The sequence below is a fragment of the Methylomarinum sp. Ch1-1 genome, from assembly GCF_030717995.2.
Taxonomy (GTDB): Bacteria; Pseudomonadota; Gammaproteobacteria; order Methylococcales; family Methylomonadaceae; genus Methylomarinum; species Methylomarinum roseum.
This window is the reverse complement of record NZ_CP157743.1, coordinates 763,220-782,760: the sequence shown is the minus strand read 5'-3', so window position 1 is coordinate 782,760 and position 19,541 is coordinate 763,220. Positions and strand designations below refer to the sequence as shown.

Annotated in this window: 20 protein-coding genes and 2 pseudogenes; 1 reads left to right on the top strand and 21 read right to left on the bottom strand. The window is 49.5% G+C overall.

Translation table 11 applies throughout. The features are described 5' to 3' along the window. Positions 1-160: 160 nt before the first annotated feature. The 21 genes and pseudogenes from Q9L42_RS03955 to Q9L42_RS03860 form a co-directional block, all read right to left on the bottom strand. Positions 161-592, bottom strand: a complete 432-nt coding sequence (locus Q9L42_RS03955) for a hypothetical protein (RefSeq protein WP_305909729.1) — start codon at positions 590-592, stop codon at positions 161-163. Positions 593-1,114: 522 nt separating this feature from the next. Next, positions 1,115-1,288 carry a hypothetical protein gene (locus Q9L42_RS03950; RefSeq protein ID WP_305909730.1) on the bottom strand — a complete coding sequence of 58 codons (174 nt, stop codon included), beginning with the start codon at positions 1,286-1,288 and terminating at the stop codon, positions 1,115-1,117. A gap of 840 nt (positions 1,289-2,128) precedes the next feature. Beyond that, on the bottom strand, positions 2,129-3,262 hold the full coding sequence (locus tag Q9L42_RS03945) for a Fic family protein (protein WP_349431985.1): 1,134 nt from the start codon (positions 3,260-3,262) through the stop codon (positions 2,129-2,131). A gap of 119 nt (positions 3,263-3,381) precedes the next feature. Then, positions 3,382-3,797 (bottom strand): annotated as a pseudogene (locus Q9L42_RS03940) (virulence RhuM family protein). A gap of 67 nt (positions 3,798-3,864) precedes the next feature. Then, a pseudogene (locus tag Q9L42_RS21430) lies at positions 3,865-3,993 on the bottom strand (REP-associated tyrosine transposase); the annotation flags it as partial. A gap of 120 nt (positions 3,994-4,113) precedes the next feature. After that, positions 4,114-5,943, bottom strand: coding sequence for a glutamine--fructose-6-phosphate transaminase (isomerizing) (gene glmS / locus Q9L42_RS03935; RefSeq protein WP_305909733.1), 1,830 nt, complete (start codon positions 5,941-5,943; stop codon positions 4,114-4,116). Position 5,944: 1 nt separating this feature from the next. Next, complete coding sequence (gene glmU, locus Q9L42_RS03930; RefSeq protein WP_305909734.1) at positions 5,945-7,315, bottom strand: bifunctional UDP-N-acetylglucosamine diphosphorylase/glucosamine-1-phosphate N-acetyltransferase GlmU; 1,371 nt, start codon at positions 7,313-7,315, stop codon at positions 5,945-5,947. Between the two features lie 247 nt (positions 7,316-7,562). Further along, positions 7,563-7,985: a F0F1 ATP synthase subunit epsilon gene (locus Q9L42_RS03925; protein WP_305909735.1), complete on the bottom strand. Its 423-nt coding sequence runs from the start codon at positions 7,983-7,985 to the stop codon at positions 7,563-7,565. Positions 7,986-8,006: 21 nt separating this feature from the next. After that, positions 8,007-9,386 carry a F0F1 ATP synthase subunit beta gene (atpD, locus tag Q9L42_RS03920; RefSeq protein WP_305909736.1) on the bottom strand — a complete coding sequence of 460 codons (1,380 nt, stop codon included), beginning with the start codon at positions 9,384-9,386 and terminating at the stop codon, positions 8,007-8,009. 43 nt (positions 9,387-9,429) lie between these two features. Then, the gene (gene atpG, locus Q9L42_RS03915) at positions 9,430-10,293 is read right to left on the bottom strand and encodes a F0F1 ATP synthase subunit gamma (protein ID WP_305909737.1); all 864 of its coding nucleotides are present in this window, start codon (positions 10,291-10,293) and stop codon (positions 9,430-9,432) included. A gap of 11 nt (positions 10,294-10,304) precedes the next feature. Then, entirely contained in the window at positions 10,305-11,846 is a 1,542-nt protein-coding gene (gene atpA, locus Q9L42_RS03910; RefSeq protein ID WP_305909738.1) for a F0F1 ATP synthase subunit alpha, read from the bottom strand. Positions 11,847-11,869: 23 nt separating this feature from the next. Then, entirely contained in the window at positions 11,870-12,400 is a 531-nt protein-coding gene (locus tag Q9L42_RS03905) for a F0F1 ATP synthase subunit delta (protein WP_305909739.1), read from the bottom strand. 3 nt (positions 12,401-12,403) lie between these two features. Beyond that, complete coding sequence (locus Q9L42_RS03900) at positions 12,404-12,877, bottom strand: F0F1 ATP synthase subunit B (protein WP_305909740.1); 474 nt, start codon at positions 12,875-12,877, stop codon at positions 12,404-12,406. A gap of 39 nt (positions 12,878-12,916) precedes the next feature. Next, positions 12,917-13,201: a F0F1 ATP synthase subunit C gene (gene atpE, locus Q9L42_RS03895; RefSeq protein WP_432648877.1), complete on the bottom strand. Its 285-nt coding sequence runs from the start codon at positions 13,199-13,201 to the stop codon at positions 12,917-12,919. Positions 13,202-13,249: 48 nt separating this feature from the next. Continuing rightward, positions 13,250-14,014 carry a F0F1 ATP synthase subunit A gene (atpB, locus tag Q9L42_RS03890; RefSeq protein WP_305909741.1) on the bottom strand — a complete coding sequence of 255 codons (765 nt, stop codon included), beginning with the start codon at positions 14,012-14,014 and terminating at the stop codon, positions 13,250-13,252. Positions 14,015-14,032: 18 nt separating this feature from the next. Continuing rightward, positions 14,033-14,401 carry an ATP synthase subunit I gene (locus Q9L42_RS03885; protein ID WP_349431980.1) on the bottom strand — a complete coding sequence of 123 codons (369 nt, stop codon included), beginning with the start codon at positions 14,399-14,401 and terminating at the stop codon, positions 14,033-14,035. Positions 14,402-14,699: 298 nt separating this feature from the next. Then, positions 14,700-15,083 carry a hypothetical protein gene (locus tag Q9L42_RS03880; RefSeq protein WP_305909742.1) on the bottom strand — a complete coding sequence of 128 codons (384 nt, stop codon included), beginning with the start codon at positions 15,081-15,083 and terminating at the stop codon, positions 14,700-14,702. Positions 15,084-15,241: 158 nt separating this feature from the next. Beyond that, the gene (locus tag Q9L42_RS03875) at positions 15,242-15,433 is read right to left on the bottom strand and encodes a CPXCG motif-containing cysteine-rich protein (protein WP_305909743.1); all 192 of its coding nucleotides are present in this window, start codon (positions 15,431-15,433) and stop codon (positions 15,242-15,244) included. After that, positions 15,434-16,267: an SDR family oxidoreductase gene (locus Q9L42_RS03870; RefSeq protein ID WP_305909744.1), complete on the bottom strand. Its 834-nt coding sequence runs from the start codon at positions 16,265-16,267 to the stop codon at positions 15,434-15,436. Beyond that, positions 16,264-16,842, bottom strand: coding sequence for a DUF4124 domain-containing protein (locus Q9L42_RS03865; RefSeq protein WP_305909745.1), 579 nt, complete (start codon positions 16,840-16,842; stop codon positions 16,264-16,266). Before Q9L42_RS03865 ends, Q9L42_RS03870 begins: the two co-directional genes overlap by 4 nt. Before the next feature lie 35 nt (positions 16,843-16,877). Then, a complete protein-coding gene (locus tag Q9L42_RS03860; protein ID WP_349431976.1) occupies positions 16,878-18,218 on the bottom strand; it encodes a POT family MFS transporter in 1,341 nt (446 codons plus the stop codon). A 309-nt stretch (positions 18,219-18,527) separates the two neighbouring features. On the opposite strand from Q9L42_RS03860, the gene Q9L42_RS03855 reads away from it, so the two are divergent. Next, entirely contained in the window at positions 18,528-19,514 is a 987-nt protein-coding gene (locus Q9L42_RS03855) for an AAA family ATPase (RefSeq protein WP_305909746.1), read from the top strand. Positions 19,515-19,541 lie beyond the last annotated feature (27 nt).

The window sequence follows — 19,541 nt, the reverse complement described above, 5'->3', positions numbered from 1 at the left end:
TAACCCCCCCCTATCCCTGGGCGCAAATATAGCTTCAGCGTCGTAGGGCGGATGGCGCTCTGTTTATCTGTCCTACGGTCCTATCCCCCTCATCGCGCCGGGGGCGGCGCTCCTACAAGTTGTAGGGGAATATTTCCGGCCATACCCTTAACTTAGGTCCTCACATATCCATCATCAACATCGGAATGCCGTAAGTCAAGACGAAGTAGCTGGAAGCGAAGATCAGGCTGACATTAAACGGATGATTGAAAAAGCGGCGAAAGATATAGGCAACGATGGTGACATACCAAATGACCAAGAATATCCCCAGGCCCGTGGAGACTTCCTCGTAATAAGGTTGATGACTCCTCACCATCCAAAAATACAACACTTCGACGCAGACTGCCAACGTCATAATGAAGTTTTCGCAGACGAAAATGGAGGTGTACAAGCGGCTGTAGTAGGGCCATTTTCTTTCATACAATATTAGCGCCGCTATCGAACTAAACGCCATGGTGATGCGCCCCATGACTTCCAAGGGTCCTTCGATCGGATCGGCGATCAGGCCTTCAACGATGAAGCCGGATATTAGATAAAAGCCACATTTTTCCACATGAAGGAGGCTGGTGGCGACAGCTCTGCGGGATTCTTTCTAAACAAGCAAGTGGAAAGGTATGCGAGCAATAGTTTCATGGCCAGGATTTCACGTATAAAAAGCAAGGTTTTAAAGGCTTAGGAAAAAACCGCACATTATAAATGAGCCGGCCGATTTTGGGTTCTAAATTTGTGTTGTTTTGCGGTTCTTCAGAGCGCAAATAATTCAGGCCAATTTAGCTGGTCGTAACGCACCGAATGAGCTGGAGAGAATAATCGATTTTGTATCGAGGAAAGTGAGTAGGTCGCTTTAGCACAACGCATGTGACCTGCAGATATAATCCGACACAACGTAGACGGAAATTGCCGGGTTACCGCTACCCCTAACCCGACCTACGTGACTGAGTTGCTTGATTGCAAGACCTGACTCTGATGGTGTTGTTTAATAAATCCAACTATAGTTTTGCAGATTACGCATTAAGTCCTAAATATCTAAGCTAAGCGTTATAGGAAATGTCTAAAATATCTAGAAATATCTAAACTATTGCCGTTTAGACATTCGCCAGGATTTCCCTTCCGGCGCAATCAAGCCTTCTTGTTTCAAGGCCTGTAGTAGATTCTTTATTTTATTGTCTTTTTGGCTGGCATCCAAAACATCTGGTAACTTGTCTAAAAGCAGCCGATTATTATCCCCGCGTTTGGCGATTCCAAACATCTCCAAATATTCGACTATAAGCTGCTTATAGTGCTGGTCATCAAATGCACGGTTGCGGATATATTGGGCCCGCTCGTCACTATGTTCGGCAACTCTGGCTGAAATATGATAATTTGGATTACGTCCTTCGATAAGAGATTGACTTTTAAGATACTTTACCTGTTCGCTTGTTAGAGGTTTACGCTTTTGTACTCTACCCTATAAGTAATTATTCAGCGTATTTTATTTATCGGGCTGTCTTCAACAGGACGTTGCAGCCAGAGCTTACGCCGCACAGGGAAGTGCAAGTGCAGCGTGAAGCAGGATGCTGTTAGCTGCCATGGATGTATTCACGCGTCCCGAGAAATCAATGGTCTACTCCCTAAACCCTGAAAGATACTGAATAGTTACCCCTATAACAGAATATCTTCAAGCGTTAAATCCGGAAAATCTGCCAATTTTCGAGCGTAGGCTATATCAACCACTCGGCCCGGTAATGGTCACCTGAACATGTTGGTTGTCAAGCTCATACTCTGACGACGAGTAGGTCGAGTTTGCACAGTACTTGTGCGCTTTCGGGCCATAACTTGGCACAATCGTTGAATTGTTTGTTGATCTGTTTCTTCCATGGTATTACATCTTTAAAACGGCTCAGTTCATTGTCCAGCCACTATACAAATCACGAGCCAGTTTACTAAAACCTTACCTAGCAATTCATTTATTATATTTTCCTAGCTCGTCATCTTACATTAAAAATCTTATATGTAAACTTTACTAGATTATATTACATAAAAAAATACATATGTAACTTTTATCCCATTTTCATTACATATAATTATCTATATGTAAAGCTACCTTTCCTTATTTCATAAAGAGTTCAAAGTAACGAACAAACATATAGAGCCTATTGCGACCATAACCCGTTGTTTCAACTAGCATCCCCATACCCTCCAATTGTTTCACCAAGGAATTAGCTGCTTGATGTGAAATGGCCAAAATCTCAGCGGCATCACCGACACTAATCATCGGGCTTTGATACAAATGCATCAAAAGTTTTTTACCGTTTTCCGCACGCTTACCCAAGGCCAAAATTTGATTCTCCACATCATGTCTCAACGCCATGATGGCCATAAAGGTCTCTTTGCTTTTCGTCGCGGTTTCCACCACTGCAGTTAAAAAGAACTTCAACCAATGCAGCAAATTATTTGAGCTTCGTACGACGGTTAGCGCATCGTAATAAGCTATACGGTTACGTTCAAAAAAATCGGACAAATACAGCGCCGGTTTGTGTAACAACCCCCTGGAGACCAAATATAAGGTAATCAACAATCGCCCAATCCGACCATTGCCATCTAAAAAAGGATGGATAGTCTCGAATTGGTAATGACTAATCGCAATCCTTATCAAATCAGGGACTTGTACCTGTTCATTGTGCCAGAATTTTTCCAGGTCACTCATCAATTCCGGTACTTGATTCGGGTGCGGTGGCACAAAAATCGCGTTATTCAGGTTAGAGCCCCCGATCCAATTTTGCGAGATGCGAAATTCACCCGGCGTCTTGTGCTCACCGCGGACGCCATCCATTAAAATGGCATGAGTTTGCTTCAACAAACGGTTGGACAGCGGCAGTGTTTTAAGTTCTTCTATCGCAACATTGATCGCCTGAACGTAATTTTGTACTTCCTGCCAATCGTCACGTTTTTCTGGCGCAATTTGCTCTTTACGCATGATCGCTTCGTCCATTTGCGTTTGCGTGCCTTCGATTCGGCTGGAAGTATTCGCCTCCTTGGTGATATGCATGCGAATGAACAAATCCACATCCGGCACCATTAACGACAGTGCATTCAATTCGGCTAACGCACGAGATGCCTGCTCCAATAGTGTATTGAGGCCAGGATCCAACCATTCCCAGCTTTGGTTCACAGGAGCCGGAGAAAAACTTTTGTATTGATATTGTTGTAACCAAGTACCGGAAACAAATTGCTCGACTTGCACTACTTTTCCTCACATATAAGTATAGGCCGGTGTTACCCTAAACAGCATAAAAGCGATAGCGCTACCCGGCGCACGTTACAGAAATTGTCGGATTACGGCTCCGCCTTAACCGACCTACATTACTGTGATATAGCCATGAATGGCAAAGTGAAGTTTGTTTTGCACCAATGCAAAAACCGTTTGGTGGTGCGCTCATCCTTGTTGTAATCTATGCTGGTAGCGTAAATATCGGTAATTTTTTGGTAAAAGCGCCGTTTTCAATACGTTCTTTGTCTACGGCATAGCCTTTAATGGAAAATTCGCGTATAACTCGTGTTGCCCACTGACGGAACTGAGTCGCGCGTAACGAGTTAACCCGATAGCCAACGGAGATAATCGCGTCCAGGTTGGAGTATTGCGTGTTATAGTTTTTACCGTCGGACGCAGTTATCCGGAATTTCCGGATAACTGAATTTTCATCAAGCTCCCCCGATTGAAATATGTTTTTCAGATGTTCACTGGTGGTGCGCACATCGACGCCAAATAGTTCAGCCATCAGTTTTTGCGAAAGCCAAATCGTTTCGCCCGCGTAACGCGCTTCAATGTGATGTGTCAACACTTTTCCGGACAACGCGCACCGCTTGTCGTAACTTGTCGATATGATCAACCAGCAATCGGGTTTTACGTTCGAGCAAATTGACCGTGAAGAAGTAAGTTCCGCCAGGAACACGATTGCGTCGATAGTTTGGCATAGCATAAGTTTATGCCAATTTTCAGGTATAGAATTATTGATCCCCCAGTGAGGAGGATAAAAAAGTTTGGGGGTCTTGCAATGGTGCAAATAATAAACGTCCCTGTCCATTCTCCACAAGCTACTCCACCGTCACCGACTTAGCCAAATTCCTAGGCTGATCGACATCGGTCCCTTTCAGCACCGCGACATGGTAGGACAATAGCTGCAATGGCACGGTATAGACTATCGGCGAGATCACGTTGGCGACCTTGGGCACTTTGATGATCTGCAGATTTTCGGCTTCGTCGGCTTCCAGCGATTCGTCCATGAACACGATCAACTGGCCGCCGCGGGCGCTGACTTCCTGCATGTTGGATTTCAGTTTTTCCAGCAAGGTATTGTTCGGCGCGACGGTGATGACCGGCATTTCCGCGTCGATCAAGGCCAGCGGACCGTGTTTCAATTCGCCGGCTGGATAGGCTTCGGCATGGATATAGGAGATTTCCTTCAGTTTCAGCGCGCCTTCCATCGCGATCGGATATTGCGTGCCGCGGCCGAGGAAGAGGGCATTGTGTTTCTCGGCGAATTGTTCGGACAAACGTTGGATTTGCTCGTCGAGTTTCAATACTTTTTCCAGGTTGCCCGGCAGCGTGAACAGTTCCGAGGAAATCTGCCTTTCGATTTCTTCGGACAGTTCGAAGCGGCGCCCGACGGCAATCACCAACATCAACAACGAAACCAACTGGGTCGTAAACGCCTTGGTCGAGGCGACGCCGATCTCCGGACCGGCGCGGGTCATCAACACCAAGTCGGATTCCCTGACCAACGAGCTTTCCGGCGCATTGCAGATGGTCAAGGCGTATTTGACGCCCATTTTTTTGGCTTCCAACAGGGCGGCTAGGGTGTCGGCGGTCTCGCCGGACTGGGAAATGGTCACGACCAGCGTGCCTTCGGCGATGACCGGCCGGCGATAGCGAAATTCGCTGGCGACGTCGATATTGCAAGGCACTCTGGCGTATTTCTCTAACCAATATTTTGCCACCATGCCGGCGTGATAGCTGGTGCCACAGGCCAGAATCTGCACGGCCTTGATGTTATCGAACACCTCGGCGGCGTTATGTCCGAAGGCGTTGTCCTGTAAACGGTTATCGACGAAACGCCCTTCCAGCGTCTGGGTGATAGCCCAGGGCTGTTCGTAAATTTCCTTCAGCATGTAATGGCGATATTGGCCTTTTTCGACGGCATCGGCTCTTAACTGGCTTTCCTTGATCGGGCGATCGACCACGTTTTGGTTGCTGTCGTAAATGACCAGGCTGTCGGTTTTCAGCTCGGCGATGTCGCCTTCTTCCAGGAAGATGAAGCGCTGAGTGACCGGCAGCAGGGCGGCGATATCGGAGGCGATGAAGTATTCGCCGATGCCGACGCCGATGACCAGCGGACTGCCTTTACGACAAGCCACTAGGGTGTCGGGCTGGTCCTTGTTGACCACCCCTAATGCATAGGCGCCGTCCAGACTTGATACAGCTTTCTGGACCGCCGTCAACAGGTTTGGATTTTTTTCCAGCTGATCGTGAATCTTGTGCACGATCACTTCGGTATCGGTTTCCGAGGTAAACCGATAGCCGTTTTCTTTCAACGAAGTTCTGAGTTGATCATGGTTTTCGATGATGCCGTTATGCACGACTGCAACGCTATCGTTGGAAACATGCGGATGAGCATTGTCGGTGCTGGGTTTGCCGTGCGTGGCCCAGCGGGTATGAGCGATGCCCAAGGCGCCACCGATTGGATCCTGATCGATCAATGCCTGCAAGGCGCTGACCTTGCCCAGCGCTCTTTTTCTGAAAATTTTCTGATCGTTGACAACCGCCAAGCCGGCGGAGTCATAGCCTCTGTATTCGAGTCTACGCAAGCCCTCCATTAAAATGGGTACGACATCGCGTTGCGCAATTCCACCTACTATCCCGCACATATTATTTCTCCTGTTTCACAGGTCTTTGCCAACCGTTTACACTGATTTGTTTGGACCGGCTCAAGGTTAATTGCTGGTCCGGGGCATCCTTGCTGATCGTCGAACCGGCGCCGATCGTGGCGTAAGCGCCGATCGTGACAGGCGCGATTAACTGGCTGTCCGAGCCGATGAAAGCGCCGTCGCCGATGATGGTTTTGAACTTATTGACGCCGTCATAGTTGCAGGTGATGGTGCCGGCGCCGATATTGACCTTGCTGCCTACCTCACTATCTCCAATATAGCTGAGATGGTTGATTTTGCTACCGCTGGCGACAGTCGATTTCTTGATTTCAACGAAATTGCCGACATGAACGTGATCGGCCAATTGCGCTTGCGGCCGTAATCGGGCGTAAGGACCGATGCGGCTGCTCTCGCCGACTACCGCCTCCTCGATCAGGCTGTTGGCGAGAATTTCCACGTTATCGCCGATCACCGAATTCCTGATGACGCAATTCGGGCCGATCGAGACGTTGGCGCCGATTTCGTTGTCGCCCTCGAACACCACATTGACATCGACGACGACATCCTGGCCCAATCGACTGAATTGCCCCCGTATATCGACTCTGGCCGGGTCGCGCAAGGTGACGCCCAGTTCCATCAAGCGTAAACTCTGTTCCGCTTGGTATGCCCGTTCCAGATAGGCCAGTTGAGCCCGGTTATTGACCCCCAGTACTTCGTCCTGGCTTTCGGGCTGAGTGGTTCGCACAGTCAAACCGTCCGCCACCGCCATTTCGATGATGTCGGTCAGATAATATTCATTCTGGGCATTGTTGTTTTCCAGGCGCGACAACCACTGTTTCAATTTGCCGCCTTTAACGGCCAGAATGCCGGTGTTGCCTTCATTGATCTGCAATTCCGATTCGCTGGCGTCTTTTTGCTCGACGATGCGAACGACGGCGTGATGCTGGTCTCTGATGATGCGTCCGTAACCGCTGGGATCGTCCAATGTCACGGTCAACAACGACAAGGTCCGTTCGTCCACGTTATTCAGCATGTCTTCGATCGTGGCTTGCTTCAACAGCGGCACATCGCCGTACAGTATCAACACGGTATCGTCGTCTTCGATAAACTGGCTGGCCTGTTGCACCGCATGGCCGGTGCCCAGTTGCTGCTTTTGTTCGACCCAGGTGGCGTCCAGCTCGCTCAACGCCGTTTTAACCCGCTCTCCGCCGTGTCCATATATGATATAGACCGAATTGTCGGGGATGCCGCGACTGGTATCGTAAACGTGTTTTAGCAGGGGGCGATCGGCGATTTCATGTAGAACCTTAGGTAAAGAGGAACGCATGCGCGTACCTTGGCCTGCGGCCAGGATAAGTGTTTTTACAGTCATGTTAGTCCTGATTCGGTGTCTGTCTACGGCTGGTATTGTACAATGGATGGTGGTCGGTATATAGGTGGGTCGTGTCTATGCTAGCGTGGCTCAAGAGTCCCCTGAGTCTCAAATGTTGGCTTATACCCTAAAGGGCATTAGCGGCTAACGCCTGAGCCAACCTACCTAATTTTACCGTTATTTGATAACAAAAAAGCCCGGCAGCGTCTGGCGTTACCGGGCTTTTTCGCTCATTTAAACTGGCTTGTCATGAGCCTCGTTTTCTGAGCCTGTCCAGCGTCCTTAATTGCATAATGGCCTCGGCCAGTTGCGCCTGAGCCTTAGCATAATCAATCTTACCGGACTTGTCGCTCAACGCTTCTTCCGCTCTTGCTTTTGCCTCCAAAGCGGCTGCCTCATCAATATCTTTCGCTCTGATTGCAGTGTCCGCCAGTACTGTCACCACATGCGGCTGAACTTCCAAAAGCCCGCCGGAAACAAAGAACGACTGACTTTCCTTGTCATTTATCTTGACCCTGACTTCGCCGGGGTTAAGTTTAGAGATTAATGGAGCATGACGCGGTGCAATACCGACTTCGCCAAGTTCAGCCGGAGCAAAAACCAATTCCGCCAATCCGGAAAAGATCTCCGCTTCTGCACTGACGATATCTACATGTACTGTCATTGTCATGTCTAGTCACCTATGTGTGAATTACTTCATTCCTTTCGCTTTTTCGATCGCTTCGTCTATGGTGCCGACCATATAGAAAGCCTGCTCGGGAAGATCATCATATTCACCCTCAATGATGCCTTTGAAACCGGCAATGGTATCTTTCAATGACACATACTTACCGGGTGAACCGGTGAAGACTTCGGCAACGAAGAACGGTTGTGACAGGAATCTCTGAATCTTACGTGCTCTGGATACGGTCAACTTGTCTTCTTCCGACAACTCGTCCATGCCCAAGATCGCGATGATATCGCGCAGTTCCTTATAGCGCTGCAGGATACCTTGCACGCGGCGTGCGACATCGTAATGCTCCTGACCGATCACCAGTGGGTCTAACTGGCGGCTAGTGGAATCCAGAGGATCGATCGCAGGATAAATACCCAGCTCGGCGATTTGACGAGACAGTACCACGGTCGCGTCCAAGTGAGCGAAGGTTGTCGCCGGAGACGGGTCAGTCAAGTCATCGGCAGGGACGTAAACGGCCTGGATCGAGGTGATCGAACCGGTTTTAGTCGAGGTAATACGCTCCTGCAATACCCCCATCTCTTCCGCCAAGGTCGGCTGATAACCTACCGCAGAAGGCATACGACCCAACAATGCCGATACCTCGGTGCCCGCCAGCGTATAACGATAGATGTTGTCGACGAAGAATAGAACGTCACGACCTTCTTCCCGGAAAAACTCGGCCATGGTCAGACCGGTCAATGCAACGCGCAGTCTGTTGCCGGGCGGCTCATTCATTTGACCGTAAACCAGCGATACTTTGTCGATCACGTTGGAATCGGTCATTTCGTGATAGAAGTCGTTACCTTCACGAGTCCGCTCACCGACACCGGCGAATACCGAATAACCGCTGTGTTCGATCGCGATGTTACGGATCAGCTCCATCATGTTGACCGTTTTACCCACGCCGGCGCCGCCGAACAGGCCGACTTTACCACCTTTGGCGAATGGACAAACCAAGTCGATGACCTTGATGCCGGTTTCCAGCAATTCGTTGGCCGGCGCTTGTTCGTCATAGGAAGGCGCATCGCGGTGGATGACCCATTTCTCCTTTTCGCCGATCGGGCCTTTTTCATCGATCGCATCACCGAGCACGTTCATGATCCGTCCCAGTGTTTCCTGACCTACCGGAACCTTGATCGCCTCGCCGGTGTTGCTGACTGCGACTCCGCGGCTCAGGCCGTCGGTCGTGCCCATCGCAATGGTTCTTACAACGCCGTCGCCTAATTGCTGCTGAACCTCTAATACCAGGCCTTTGTCTTCTACATTTAACGCGTCATAGACTTTCGGCAGCTGTTCACGCGGAAACTCCACGTCAACAACCGCGCCAATAATCTGAACGATTTTACCCAAACTCATTGTGTCGTCCTCTTAATACTCTTTATAAATTCGCTTTCTGGCTCTATACAGCCGCGGCGCCGCCAACAATTTCGGAGATTTCCTGCGTAATCGCGGCTTGTCTGGCTTTGTTATAAACCAGCTGCAATTCATCGATGATATTACCGGCATTATCGGAAGCGCTCTTCATCGCCACCATTCTAGCCGCCTGTTCACAAGCATTGTTTTCCACGACGCCCTGATAGACGATAGACTCGATATAACGCGACAGTAAATTATCCAGTACTTCCTTTGCGTCAGGCTCATACAGATAATCCCAATGACCGCTCAGATCTTCTTCCAATTCACCTTCAACCACAGGCAGTAATTTTTCCACCGTTGGTTTCTGTGTCATCGTGTTGACAAATTCGTTATAGGCAACGTACAACTCGTCGACTCTGCCTTCGTAAAAGGCATCCAGCATCAGTTTAATGACGCCGACGAGGTCGTTGACATGCGGCGTATCACCTAATTTAACCGCCTGGCCGATAATATTGGCGTTGATACCGCTGAAAAAACTCGCGCCCTTACTGCCGATGGCGCAAACATCCACTTCCAAGTCGGCGCCTTGCCATTCCTTGAATTGAGTCAGCACTTTTCTGAATAGATTGGAATTCAAGCCGCCGCATAAACCGCGGTCGGAACTTACGATGATGATCCCAACCCGTTTGACATCGCGTTCGATCAAGAACGGATGCTTGTATTCAGGATTTGCATGCGCCAGATGTTTGATTATCCGACTGATTTTTTGCGAGTAGGGGCGGGTCGCCTCCATTTTATCTTTGGTTTTACGCATTTTACTCGCCGCGACCATTTCCATAGCGCGGGTGATTTTCTGCGTATTCTTGATACTCGCTATCTGGGTGCGTATTTCTTTACCAACAGCCATTACTAGACCCTTTACCAGCTACTTGTTTTAATGAAATCCTTTACTGCAGCATGAAGACTCTGCTGAATTTCATCATTGTAATCGCCTGTTTCGTTGATCTTCGCCAGCAAATCGGCCTGTTCCGCCTTCATATAAGATTGCAGCGCATCCTCGAAATCACGAACTTTTTCAACTTCCACGTCATCCAGATAGCCTTCGTTGGCGGCAAACAGCGACACAGCCATTTGTGCGACCGACATCGGGCTGTATTGATTCTGCTTCATCAATTCGGTGACGCGTTGACCGCGTTCGATTTGTTTACGCGTGCTTTCATCCAAGTCTGAAGCGAACTGAGCGAATGCCGCCAATTCACGATACTGAGCCAAATCCAGACGAATACCGCCGCCCAGTTTCTTGATGATCTTGGTTTGCGCAGAACCGCCGACCCGGGAAACCGACAGACCGGCGTTAACCGCAGGGCGGATACCGGAATTGAACAGATCCGTTTCCAGGAAAATCTGACCGTCGGTAATCGAAATCACGTTGGTCGGTACGAAAGCCGATACGTCGCCACCTTGAGTTTCGATGATAGGCAATGCGGTCAACGAACCGGTTTTGCCTTTGACTTTACCGTTGGTCAGTTTTTCCACTTCCGCGGCGTTGATACGCGCGGCGCGTTCCAACAAGCGCGAATGGATGTAGAAAACATCGCCCGGATAAGCTTCACGACCCGGTGGACGACGCAGCAACAATGAAATCTGGCGATAAGCCCAGGCTTGTTTGGTCAAATCATCATAAATGATCAACGCATCTTCGCCGCGATCGCGGAAGAATTCTCCCATCGAGCAACCGGTGTAAGGAGCGATGAATTGCAGCGCTGCGGATTCCGACGCAGAAGCCGAAACGATGATCGTGTGATCCATCGCGCCGTGCTCTTCCAGCTTGCGTACGACGTTGGCGATGGACGAGCGTTTTTGCCCGATCGCCACATAAATACATTTAACGCCGGTGCCTTTTTGATTGATGATCGCATCGACGGCAATCGCCGTTTTACCGGTTTGTCTATCGCCGATGATCAACTCCCGCTGACCGCGACCGACTGGAATCATCGAGTCGATTGATTTCAAACCTATTTGAACCGGTTGATCGACCGATTGCCTGGCGATAACGCCCGGTGCGATTTTTTCGACCGGCGATGTTTCGTTGGTGTCGATGGCGCCTTTACCGTCGATCGAGTTACCCAAGGCGTCGACGACACGACCCAGCAGGGCTTCGCCGACCGGTACTTCCAAGATCTTGCCGGTACATTTAACGGTGTCGCCTTCGGTGATGTGCTGGTAGGCGCCCAACATAACCACACCGACAGAGTCTCTTTCCAGGTTCAGCGCCATACCGTATGAACCGCCGGGGAATTCCAGCATTTCACCTTGCATTGCGTCAGACAGGCCATGAACCCTTACGATACCATCGGTCACGCTGACCACGGTACCTTCTGTATGAGCTTCGACTTTGACGTCGAAATTCTCGATCTTCTTCTTAATCAGATCACTAATTTCAGATGGATTTAATTGCATTTTGTTTTTTCCCACTCTGGCTTTTAGAGCCTTTTCGCTAATTGATGAAGCTGGCCGCTGATTGAACCGTCAATGACTTTGTCGCCCGCTTTCGCACGAATGCCGCCGATCAATGTCTTATCGATCGAAACGCTTGCATGCACTTTTTTGTTGAGCGCTTTCTCCAGCGTCGCGACGTATTTCTTTTCCTCTTCCTTGGTCAAGGCATAGGCGCTGTAAACTTCAACATTGACGTAACCCTCGTCATCGGCTTTATATTGCTCATATAATGCTGCAATTTGGGGCGCCAGTTTTAATCGGTCATTTTCTATTAGCACTTTCAGAAAATTGACGGCTTCATCATGGATTTGTCCCTCACAGATATCCATCATCAATTGCGTCGCTCGTTCCTTGCCGACTCTTGGATTATCGATGATTGCGGCCAATTCTTTATCCTGCATGGCTGCCGATAAGAAGGCCAACGAATCGGACCAAATGCCCGCAGCGCCAACTTCTTTGGCTCTTTTAAAAGCCGCTTCCGCATAGGGTCTTGCTAATGTTGATAGTTCACTCATTGCTTAACCTAGTTGTTCAGAGGCTTTATTGATAATGTCTTTGTGCTTGGCCTTGTCGATTTCTTGCTGCAAAATCTGTTCAGCTGCACGTAAAGCTAATGCGGAAACTTCCTTACGCAAGCTTTCCCTGGCTTGTTGCATTTCCTGTTCAATTTGCGCGTTCGCGGCCTGAATCATGCGCTCGCCTTCTTTTTGCGCATTGCCCTTCGACTCTTCAACCACTTCGTTAGCGCGTTTCTGCGCCAGACTGACGATTTCCGACGCCTGTTCTTTCGCTTCCTTCAGAACTTTCTTGGCTTTTTTCTCGGCCAATCTGATTTCTTCCTGACCCTTTTCCGCGGCGGCGAGGCCTTCGGCAATTTTGCTTTTACGTTCTTCCAACGCCTGCATTATTGGCGGCCAAACGTACTTCATGGTGAACCACACCAGAAGCGTAAACGTTATCATCTGCCCGATCAGAGTAGCATTGATACTCATGATGCTTTCCTCGTATAGCTGTTGTTAATTGGGTACACCTCAGCCTGCAGCAGACTGTACAGCAGCAAGGAACGGATTCGCGAAAGTGAAAAATAAAGCCATACCAACACCGATCATGGTGACCGCGTCCAACAGACCCGCAACGATGAACATTTTAACCTGCAACATAGGCACTAATTCAGGCTGACGAGCCGCGCCTTCCAGGAACTTGCCGCCCAACAGACCGAAACCGATCGCGGTGCCGACGGCGCCTAGACCTAAAATGATACCGACAGAAACAGCTGTTAAGCCTTGAACCTGAGCGATTAAAGATGCGATTTCCATAAAATCTCCTAGTTATGTATTAATAAAGTAAAGGAATAAAGCTTGAAATTAGTGATCTTCGTGCGCCATGCTCATATAGACGATGGTCAACACCATGAATATAAAAGCCTGCAACGTGATGATCAGAATATGAAACACTGCCCATGGAAAACTGAGCAGCGGTTGCATTAAAGGTGGCAGCAAAGCAATCAGGATGAAAATCAATTCACCGGCATAAAGGTTGCCGAAAAGCCGCAGCCCCAATGAAATGGGTTTCGCGATTTCCTCAACCACTTTCAACAACAGGTTGAAAGGCATCATCCACGGCCCGAAAGGGGTGCAGGTCAGCTCTTTGGCGAAGCCGAAGACGCCTTTTACCTTAACGCTGTAAAAGATAATCAGGAAAAACACGCTCAGTGATAAAGCAAAGGTCGCATTCAAGTCGGTGCTAGGCACCACGCGCATATATTCCATGCCCATCAAGCTAGCGATCAACGGTAACAAATCAACCGGAATCAAATCCATGAAATTCCACAAAAACACCCAGCAAAAAATGGTCAAACCCAAAGGCGCTATCAACTCGCTGCGGCCGTGGAAAGTATCCTTGACCTGGCCATCGACGAACTCCACCAGCATTTCGGCGATATTCTGGGTCAGATTGGGCACTCCGGCGGTCGCCTTGTCCGCTTGTGATTTAAAAAACCAGACAAACAGGCCACCCAGCAGCGCCGAAAAAAACAGGGTATCCAGATGCAGAGTCCAGAAACCTTCACCGACCGTCAACGGGGTCAAGTGATGAACAATATAACCGGTTGCTCCACCTTCGCTAGCCATTTTTCCTCACAATAATCATTAATTACGCCACAATATCAGGGCAAACCAAAAAGTCGACAACACCGCCAAATAACCGATTAGCAGTGTTAATAAATTTATATCAGGGATTTGAAAGGCGATTGCAAACAAAGCCGCCGTTAAAAATAGTTTTTTCGATTCGCTCGCATAGAAGGAACGAACGATTTTTTTTGCATCCCAGTTTCTACTCAGATATAAACGGTAGGCAAAATAACAGTTCGGCAGCAATGCAATGCTGCTCCCGAGAAACGGAGACAACGCATTTTTCCAACCGCCGAGCACGAAAAATCCCGACGCTACCGAGATAGCAATCAGGACTTGCATCAGTAATAAATTCTTGACAGTAGAAAATTCATTTCTAGCTGTCATATTCATCCCCGTAATTTCTTAGCTTAGGAATTATATCCAGCAAGCTGCCTGAAAGCAAGGCGAGAGATGATGTTTGCACGCATTTAAGCGCTTAATCCGGAAATTTCAATGTGCCGTTGTCTTCGAATGCGGCAAGAGTCGGGATGGCTATAACCAAGATCACTGACGATTCGTCGGCGCTATGCTGAATAAAGAGAGGAGGGGGGCTAACGACCTAGAGACCTAAGATCAAGCTGAACAGGGAGAGGAGATGAAAAACAATAGGGCGCCAATTTGACGCCCTGTATCCGGCAACTGCTTACAGCATGCCTTTCAGCTTTTCCATGCCTTCGATGCCTTTGTCCAAATGCTTAGTAGCGCCTTCCAGGTCACCTTTTTTAGCCGCGCGACGCGCTTTTTTGAAGTGACCGTTTGCACGTTGACGGTTTCTGTCAACGACGTCATTCGCATTGATTTCTTTAGTCGTATCGCTGGCTTTTTTGATCAGGTCAGCAACTTCCATCGCATCAGCGCCTGCGCCGATAGCAGCTTTGGCAGCCTGAGCACGCTCTACAGTCATGTTGATCGCATCAATTGGACTGAAAGTAGTACGACCTTCTTCATAGGCGACTGCTGTTGTGGAGAAAGTCCCCATCGAGATAGCTAAAGAGAAAGCAACGACAGCGCTTTTTAAAATATTCATGTAATAAAACCTCATTGTTGTTTTTTTATAATAAGCATATAACTATTAACACCATGCTCATTAGCTATATGTCATGGGCGATTCTAACACAAATTTTATGGATGGATAGACCCTATCTTATTCGCTAACGCTGTCAAAGAAGCTGAATTCAAGCTGAATTATTCGTCATCTCTGCGGGCCGAAAGCATGATTTTCCCCTCTTCATCGATCTCTAAAGTAATGAAAATCGGCGCACAACAAACCTGACAGTCTTCATAATATTGCTGCCCACCCGATGAGGCATCGACTAAAACCGTAATGTTTTCACCGCAATAGGGGCAATTGATTGGAAATTCCTGCAACTGCTGCATTCATTGCACCGATCTGAGCAGATAATCCAACCAGGACATCGGCAACAAACGCTTTAAATAAGCGAACAAATAGGTAGGAAAGGTCACATAGTAACGGATTTTGGGCTTTTTGGCCTCCAACGCATGCACAACTTTTTCGGCAACCGCTGCCGCCGGCAGGGTAAAAGGGGCCGCCGGACCTTGCTTTTGCAAGCGCTGCTCCATCGCTCGATAGGTCTCTTTATGAAAGCTGCGCTCGGGATCGATATTCTTTTTGTACAACGCGTAGGCATTTTTGCGGAAATCGCTCTCGATCGGCCCCGGTTCGATCAGAACGATGTGTATGTTCGTGCCATGCAGTTCGATCCTTAGCGTATCGGCCAAGCCCTCCAGGGCGAATTTGCTGGAATTGTAGGCGCCGCGATAGCGCATCGCGACAAACCCCAGGATCGAACTATTATAAATGATGCGTCCATGGCCTTGTTTGCGCATCAATGGCAACAATGACGTGGTCAGCTCATGGGCGCCGAAAAAATTAGTTTCAAACTGCTCTCTGAGCACTTTCCGGCTCAAATCTTCCACCGCGCCAGGCTGGCCGAAGGCGCCGTTATGAAAAACCGCGTCGATACTGCCATCGGTCAGTTCGATCAGTTCCCGCATCGCGGCTTGTATGCTTGCCGAATCGGCCAAATCCAGTCGCAGGGCTTCAAAACCCTCGGCCTGCAAACGCTGGACATCGTCGTCCTTACGCGCCGAGCAGATAACTCGGTGACCGCGTTTTTTGACTTCCTGCGCCGTGACATAACCGATGCCGCTGGAACAACCGGTAATGAAAAGGGTCTTCGCTGTACTCATTGTTCCGTTAGCTCCATCTCATTGAAATATAAACGCTTGCCGCTGCTGCAATCGATCACAAAAACCAGCTTGCTTTTCCGGCTCTTGAGATCCAACTCATCGGCTTCAACACGCTGGCATTGACCGCTGGCCAAGGCCTTTTGCGCCGCCAAACGACGAAATTTCTCGATGTCCGGCAAGCGCTCTGCAAACTGCTTGACCAAGGCCGGTAATTTTTCCGGCTTATAGGCCGGTATCGCGAAAGGCGAATATTGAGCCGGGTTGCTCTTGATCATGGCCTGGTTGATCTCACTTTCCGCTACCGCCGCTTTGTTACGTCGTTCTATTTGCAACAAACGTTGCCGTTCCTGCTGTTGCAAGCGTTGCTGTTCTTCCGCTTCCTGTTGTTTTTGACGCTGTTGCCGACCTAAATCGACCGCCGCACCGCTTTTAATATCCATTTCAAAGGACTTGTTCCGGTCGGCGCAGGGTTTGGATTGATAACTGGTGTTGCCTGACGCATCTGTGCATTTATACACGCCGGCGAAGCTGCCGCCGGAAAACAATGCGGCAATCATTAAGATGGTTTTTTTCATGTGATGCCCTTAGTCAGAATTGCAGGCCGCAAAGATTATACCGCCTGTTCATCATGTAAATATGTCTTTTCAGTGTAGTAGCGTATGATCCATATGAAAAGGCAGGCGGTCAGCAACATCAAGGCGCTGAAGAACCAAAAATAATCGGCGCCGGCCAGTTTGCTGCTACCGTCCTCGTTCTGAATAAAAAAATTAACGGCGCTGGTAAACAGATTACCTATCGCGATGGATAAAAAATAAAAAGCCATGATGAACGACTTCATCGTTTTCGGAGCCTGAGTATAGGAAAACTCCAGACATGTAATCGAAACCATCACCTCGGCAGCAGTCAACAATAGATATGCCAATAACTGCCAACCGATATGCACTCTCCCCCCTTCATCCAACTGGACCTGAATCAAAGCCGCGATGACGAAGGCGATCACCGTGATGAACAGACCGATAGCCATTTTCTTCAGCTCGGTCAGCGTCATGATGCGATCCAGAACCGGATATAGCCAATACGAAAACAGCGGCGCCAACAACATGATCAACAACGGGTTGGCCGCCTGAATTTGTGACGGCAACAATTCCAGGCCGAAGATCATCCGGTCCATTTTTTGCGCCTGCAGGACCCAGGAAGAACCGATCTGTTCGAATAAGGCCCAAAACACCGCGATAAACAGATAAATCGAGGCCAATTTACCCAAGGTCTGCAAACCGGTGCGACTGAGGCTTTCCCGAACGAAGTCCATGCCGGACGGCGGAATGTGAACAAAACGGTAACGACCGCTCCAGAACACGATCGTCGCCAGCAGCATCAATAGACCGGGCGCCGCGAAGGCGACCGATGAGCCGTATTCGGCCAGCAACCAGGGAATGATCAACATCGCCGCAAAGGCGCCCAGATTGATCGAGAAATAAAACCAACCAAACACCTTGCTGAGCAGGTGTCGATTGGAGGCGCCGAACTGGTCGCCCAAATGCGAGGAAACGCAAGGCTTGATTCCGCCCGCTCCCAATGCGATCAGGCCTTGTCCCACCAGCAAGCCCATGCGGGTGTCATCAAGCGCCAAAGCGAAATGACCGACGCAGTAAAACAGCGACAAAAACAATATCGTACGGTATTTGCCCAGCACGCTGTCCGCCAACAGCGCGCCAAGGACCGGCATGAAATAAACGGCGGAGACAAACAAATGAAAATACCCCTGCGCCTCATTTTCCGACATCAAGTCGGGCTGACCATTAGCGTCCATTAAATAGCGGGTCATGAAAATGACCAGTATCGCGCGCATGCCGTAATAACTGAAACGTTCGGCGGCTTCGTTAACGACGATGAAGGGCGTGCCCGGCGGCAGTTCGCGGCTGGCCACCGGGGCGGTTTTATAAGCTGTCATCTTGGATCGCTGAAAAAATTCGATCAATATACTATCCCAAGTCCGCCAAATTCAAGCGCCGGCCAGCATCCAGCAATTCAAAACAGAGCATGGGCGGCGAAAGCTCATCAATATTTTCCAATATATTGTTTTATAATCATTATTTTACTTATCCGGGCTGCCTTAATCGACTATCCGAGTTAAAATAGGGAACTTTAATCCCGACTTTACGTCACAGTCGCCGTTTACTGCCAACGAATCGGCCAAGGATGAAAAACCGCAGGGACAGGCGCGACGGAATCAAAATCTAATTAAAGGAAAGCGCAAAATATGGCTGAAACCAGTTTAAGCACTACACAAATCGCCTTGCAACAACTGAAATCTTACATTAGCAAACAGATCATCGGCCAGGACGTGTTGGTTGAAAGAATGTTGATCGCTTTGCTCGCCGACGGTCATATCCTGGTCGAAGGCGCTCCTGGCCTGGCCAAAACCCGGGCCATCAACGTCTTGAGCCAGGGCATCGAGGCGGATTTCCACCGGGTGCAGTTCACGCCGGATTTATTGCCGGCTGATCTGACCGGCACGGAAATCTATCGTCCTCAGCAGGGCAGCTTTGAATTTCAAAAAGGGCCGTTGTTTCACAATCTGGTGCTGGCTGACGAAATCAACCGCTCTCCGGCCAAAGTCCAGGCGGCGCTGCTCGAAGCGATGGCGGAAAGACAAATCACCGTCGGCGGCGCCACCTACCCGCTGCCGAAATTATTCATGGTGATGGCCACCCAGAATCCGATCGAACAAGAGGGCACTTATCCGCTGCCGGAAGCTCAGTTGGATCGGTTTTTACTGCATATCAAAATCGATTACCCGCCCGCCGACCATGAACAAGAAATCCTGCATCTAGCCAGGGCCGAAGCCAAAGGCGAACTTGCCGGGCAACAGCCGACACTGCAGAAAATCAATCAGCAAACGCTGTTTGCCGCCCGCCATGAAGTACTGGACATCCACATGGCCGACAGCTTGGAACAATATCTGTTGCAATTGGTGTTGGCGACCCGTAATCCCGGCGCCTATGGCGAGGACCTGGCGTCATGGCTGCAGTACGGCGCCAGCCCCCGCGCCAGCATCGCCTTGGACCGTTGCGCCCGCGCCAAGGCCTGGCTGCAGCAGCGTGACTTCGTCGCCCCGGAAGACATTCAAGACATGGCTTACGATGTGATGCGGCATCGCTTGATCTTGACCTACGAGGCGGAAGCCGAAGGCATTACCGCCGACCGTTTCATCGAGGAATTAATCGCCCGCGTCGCGGTGCCGTAACGATATCGCCGCAAGGGTAGCGGGTTA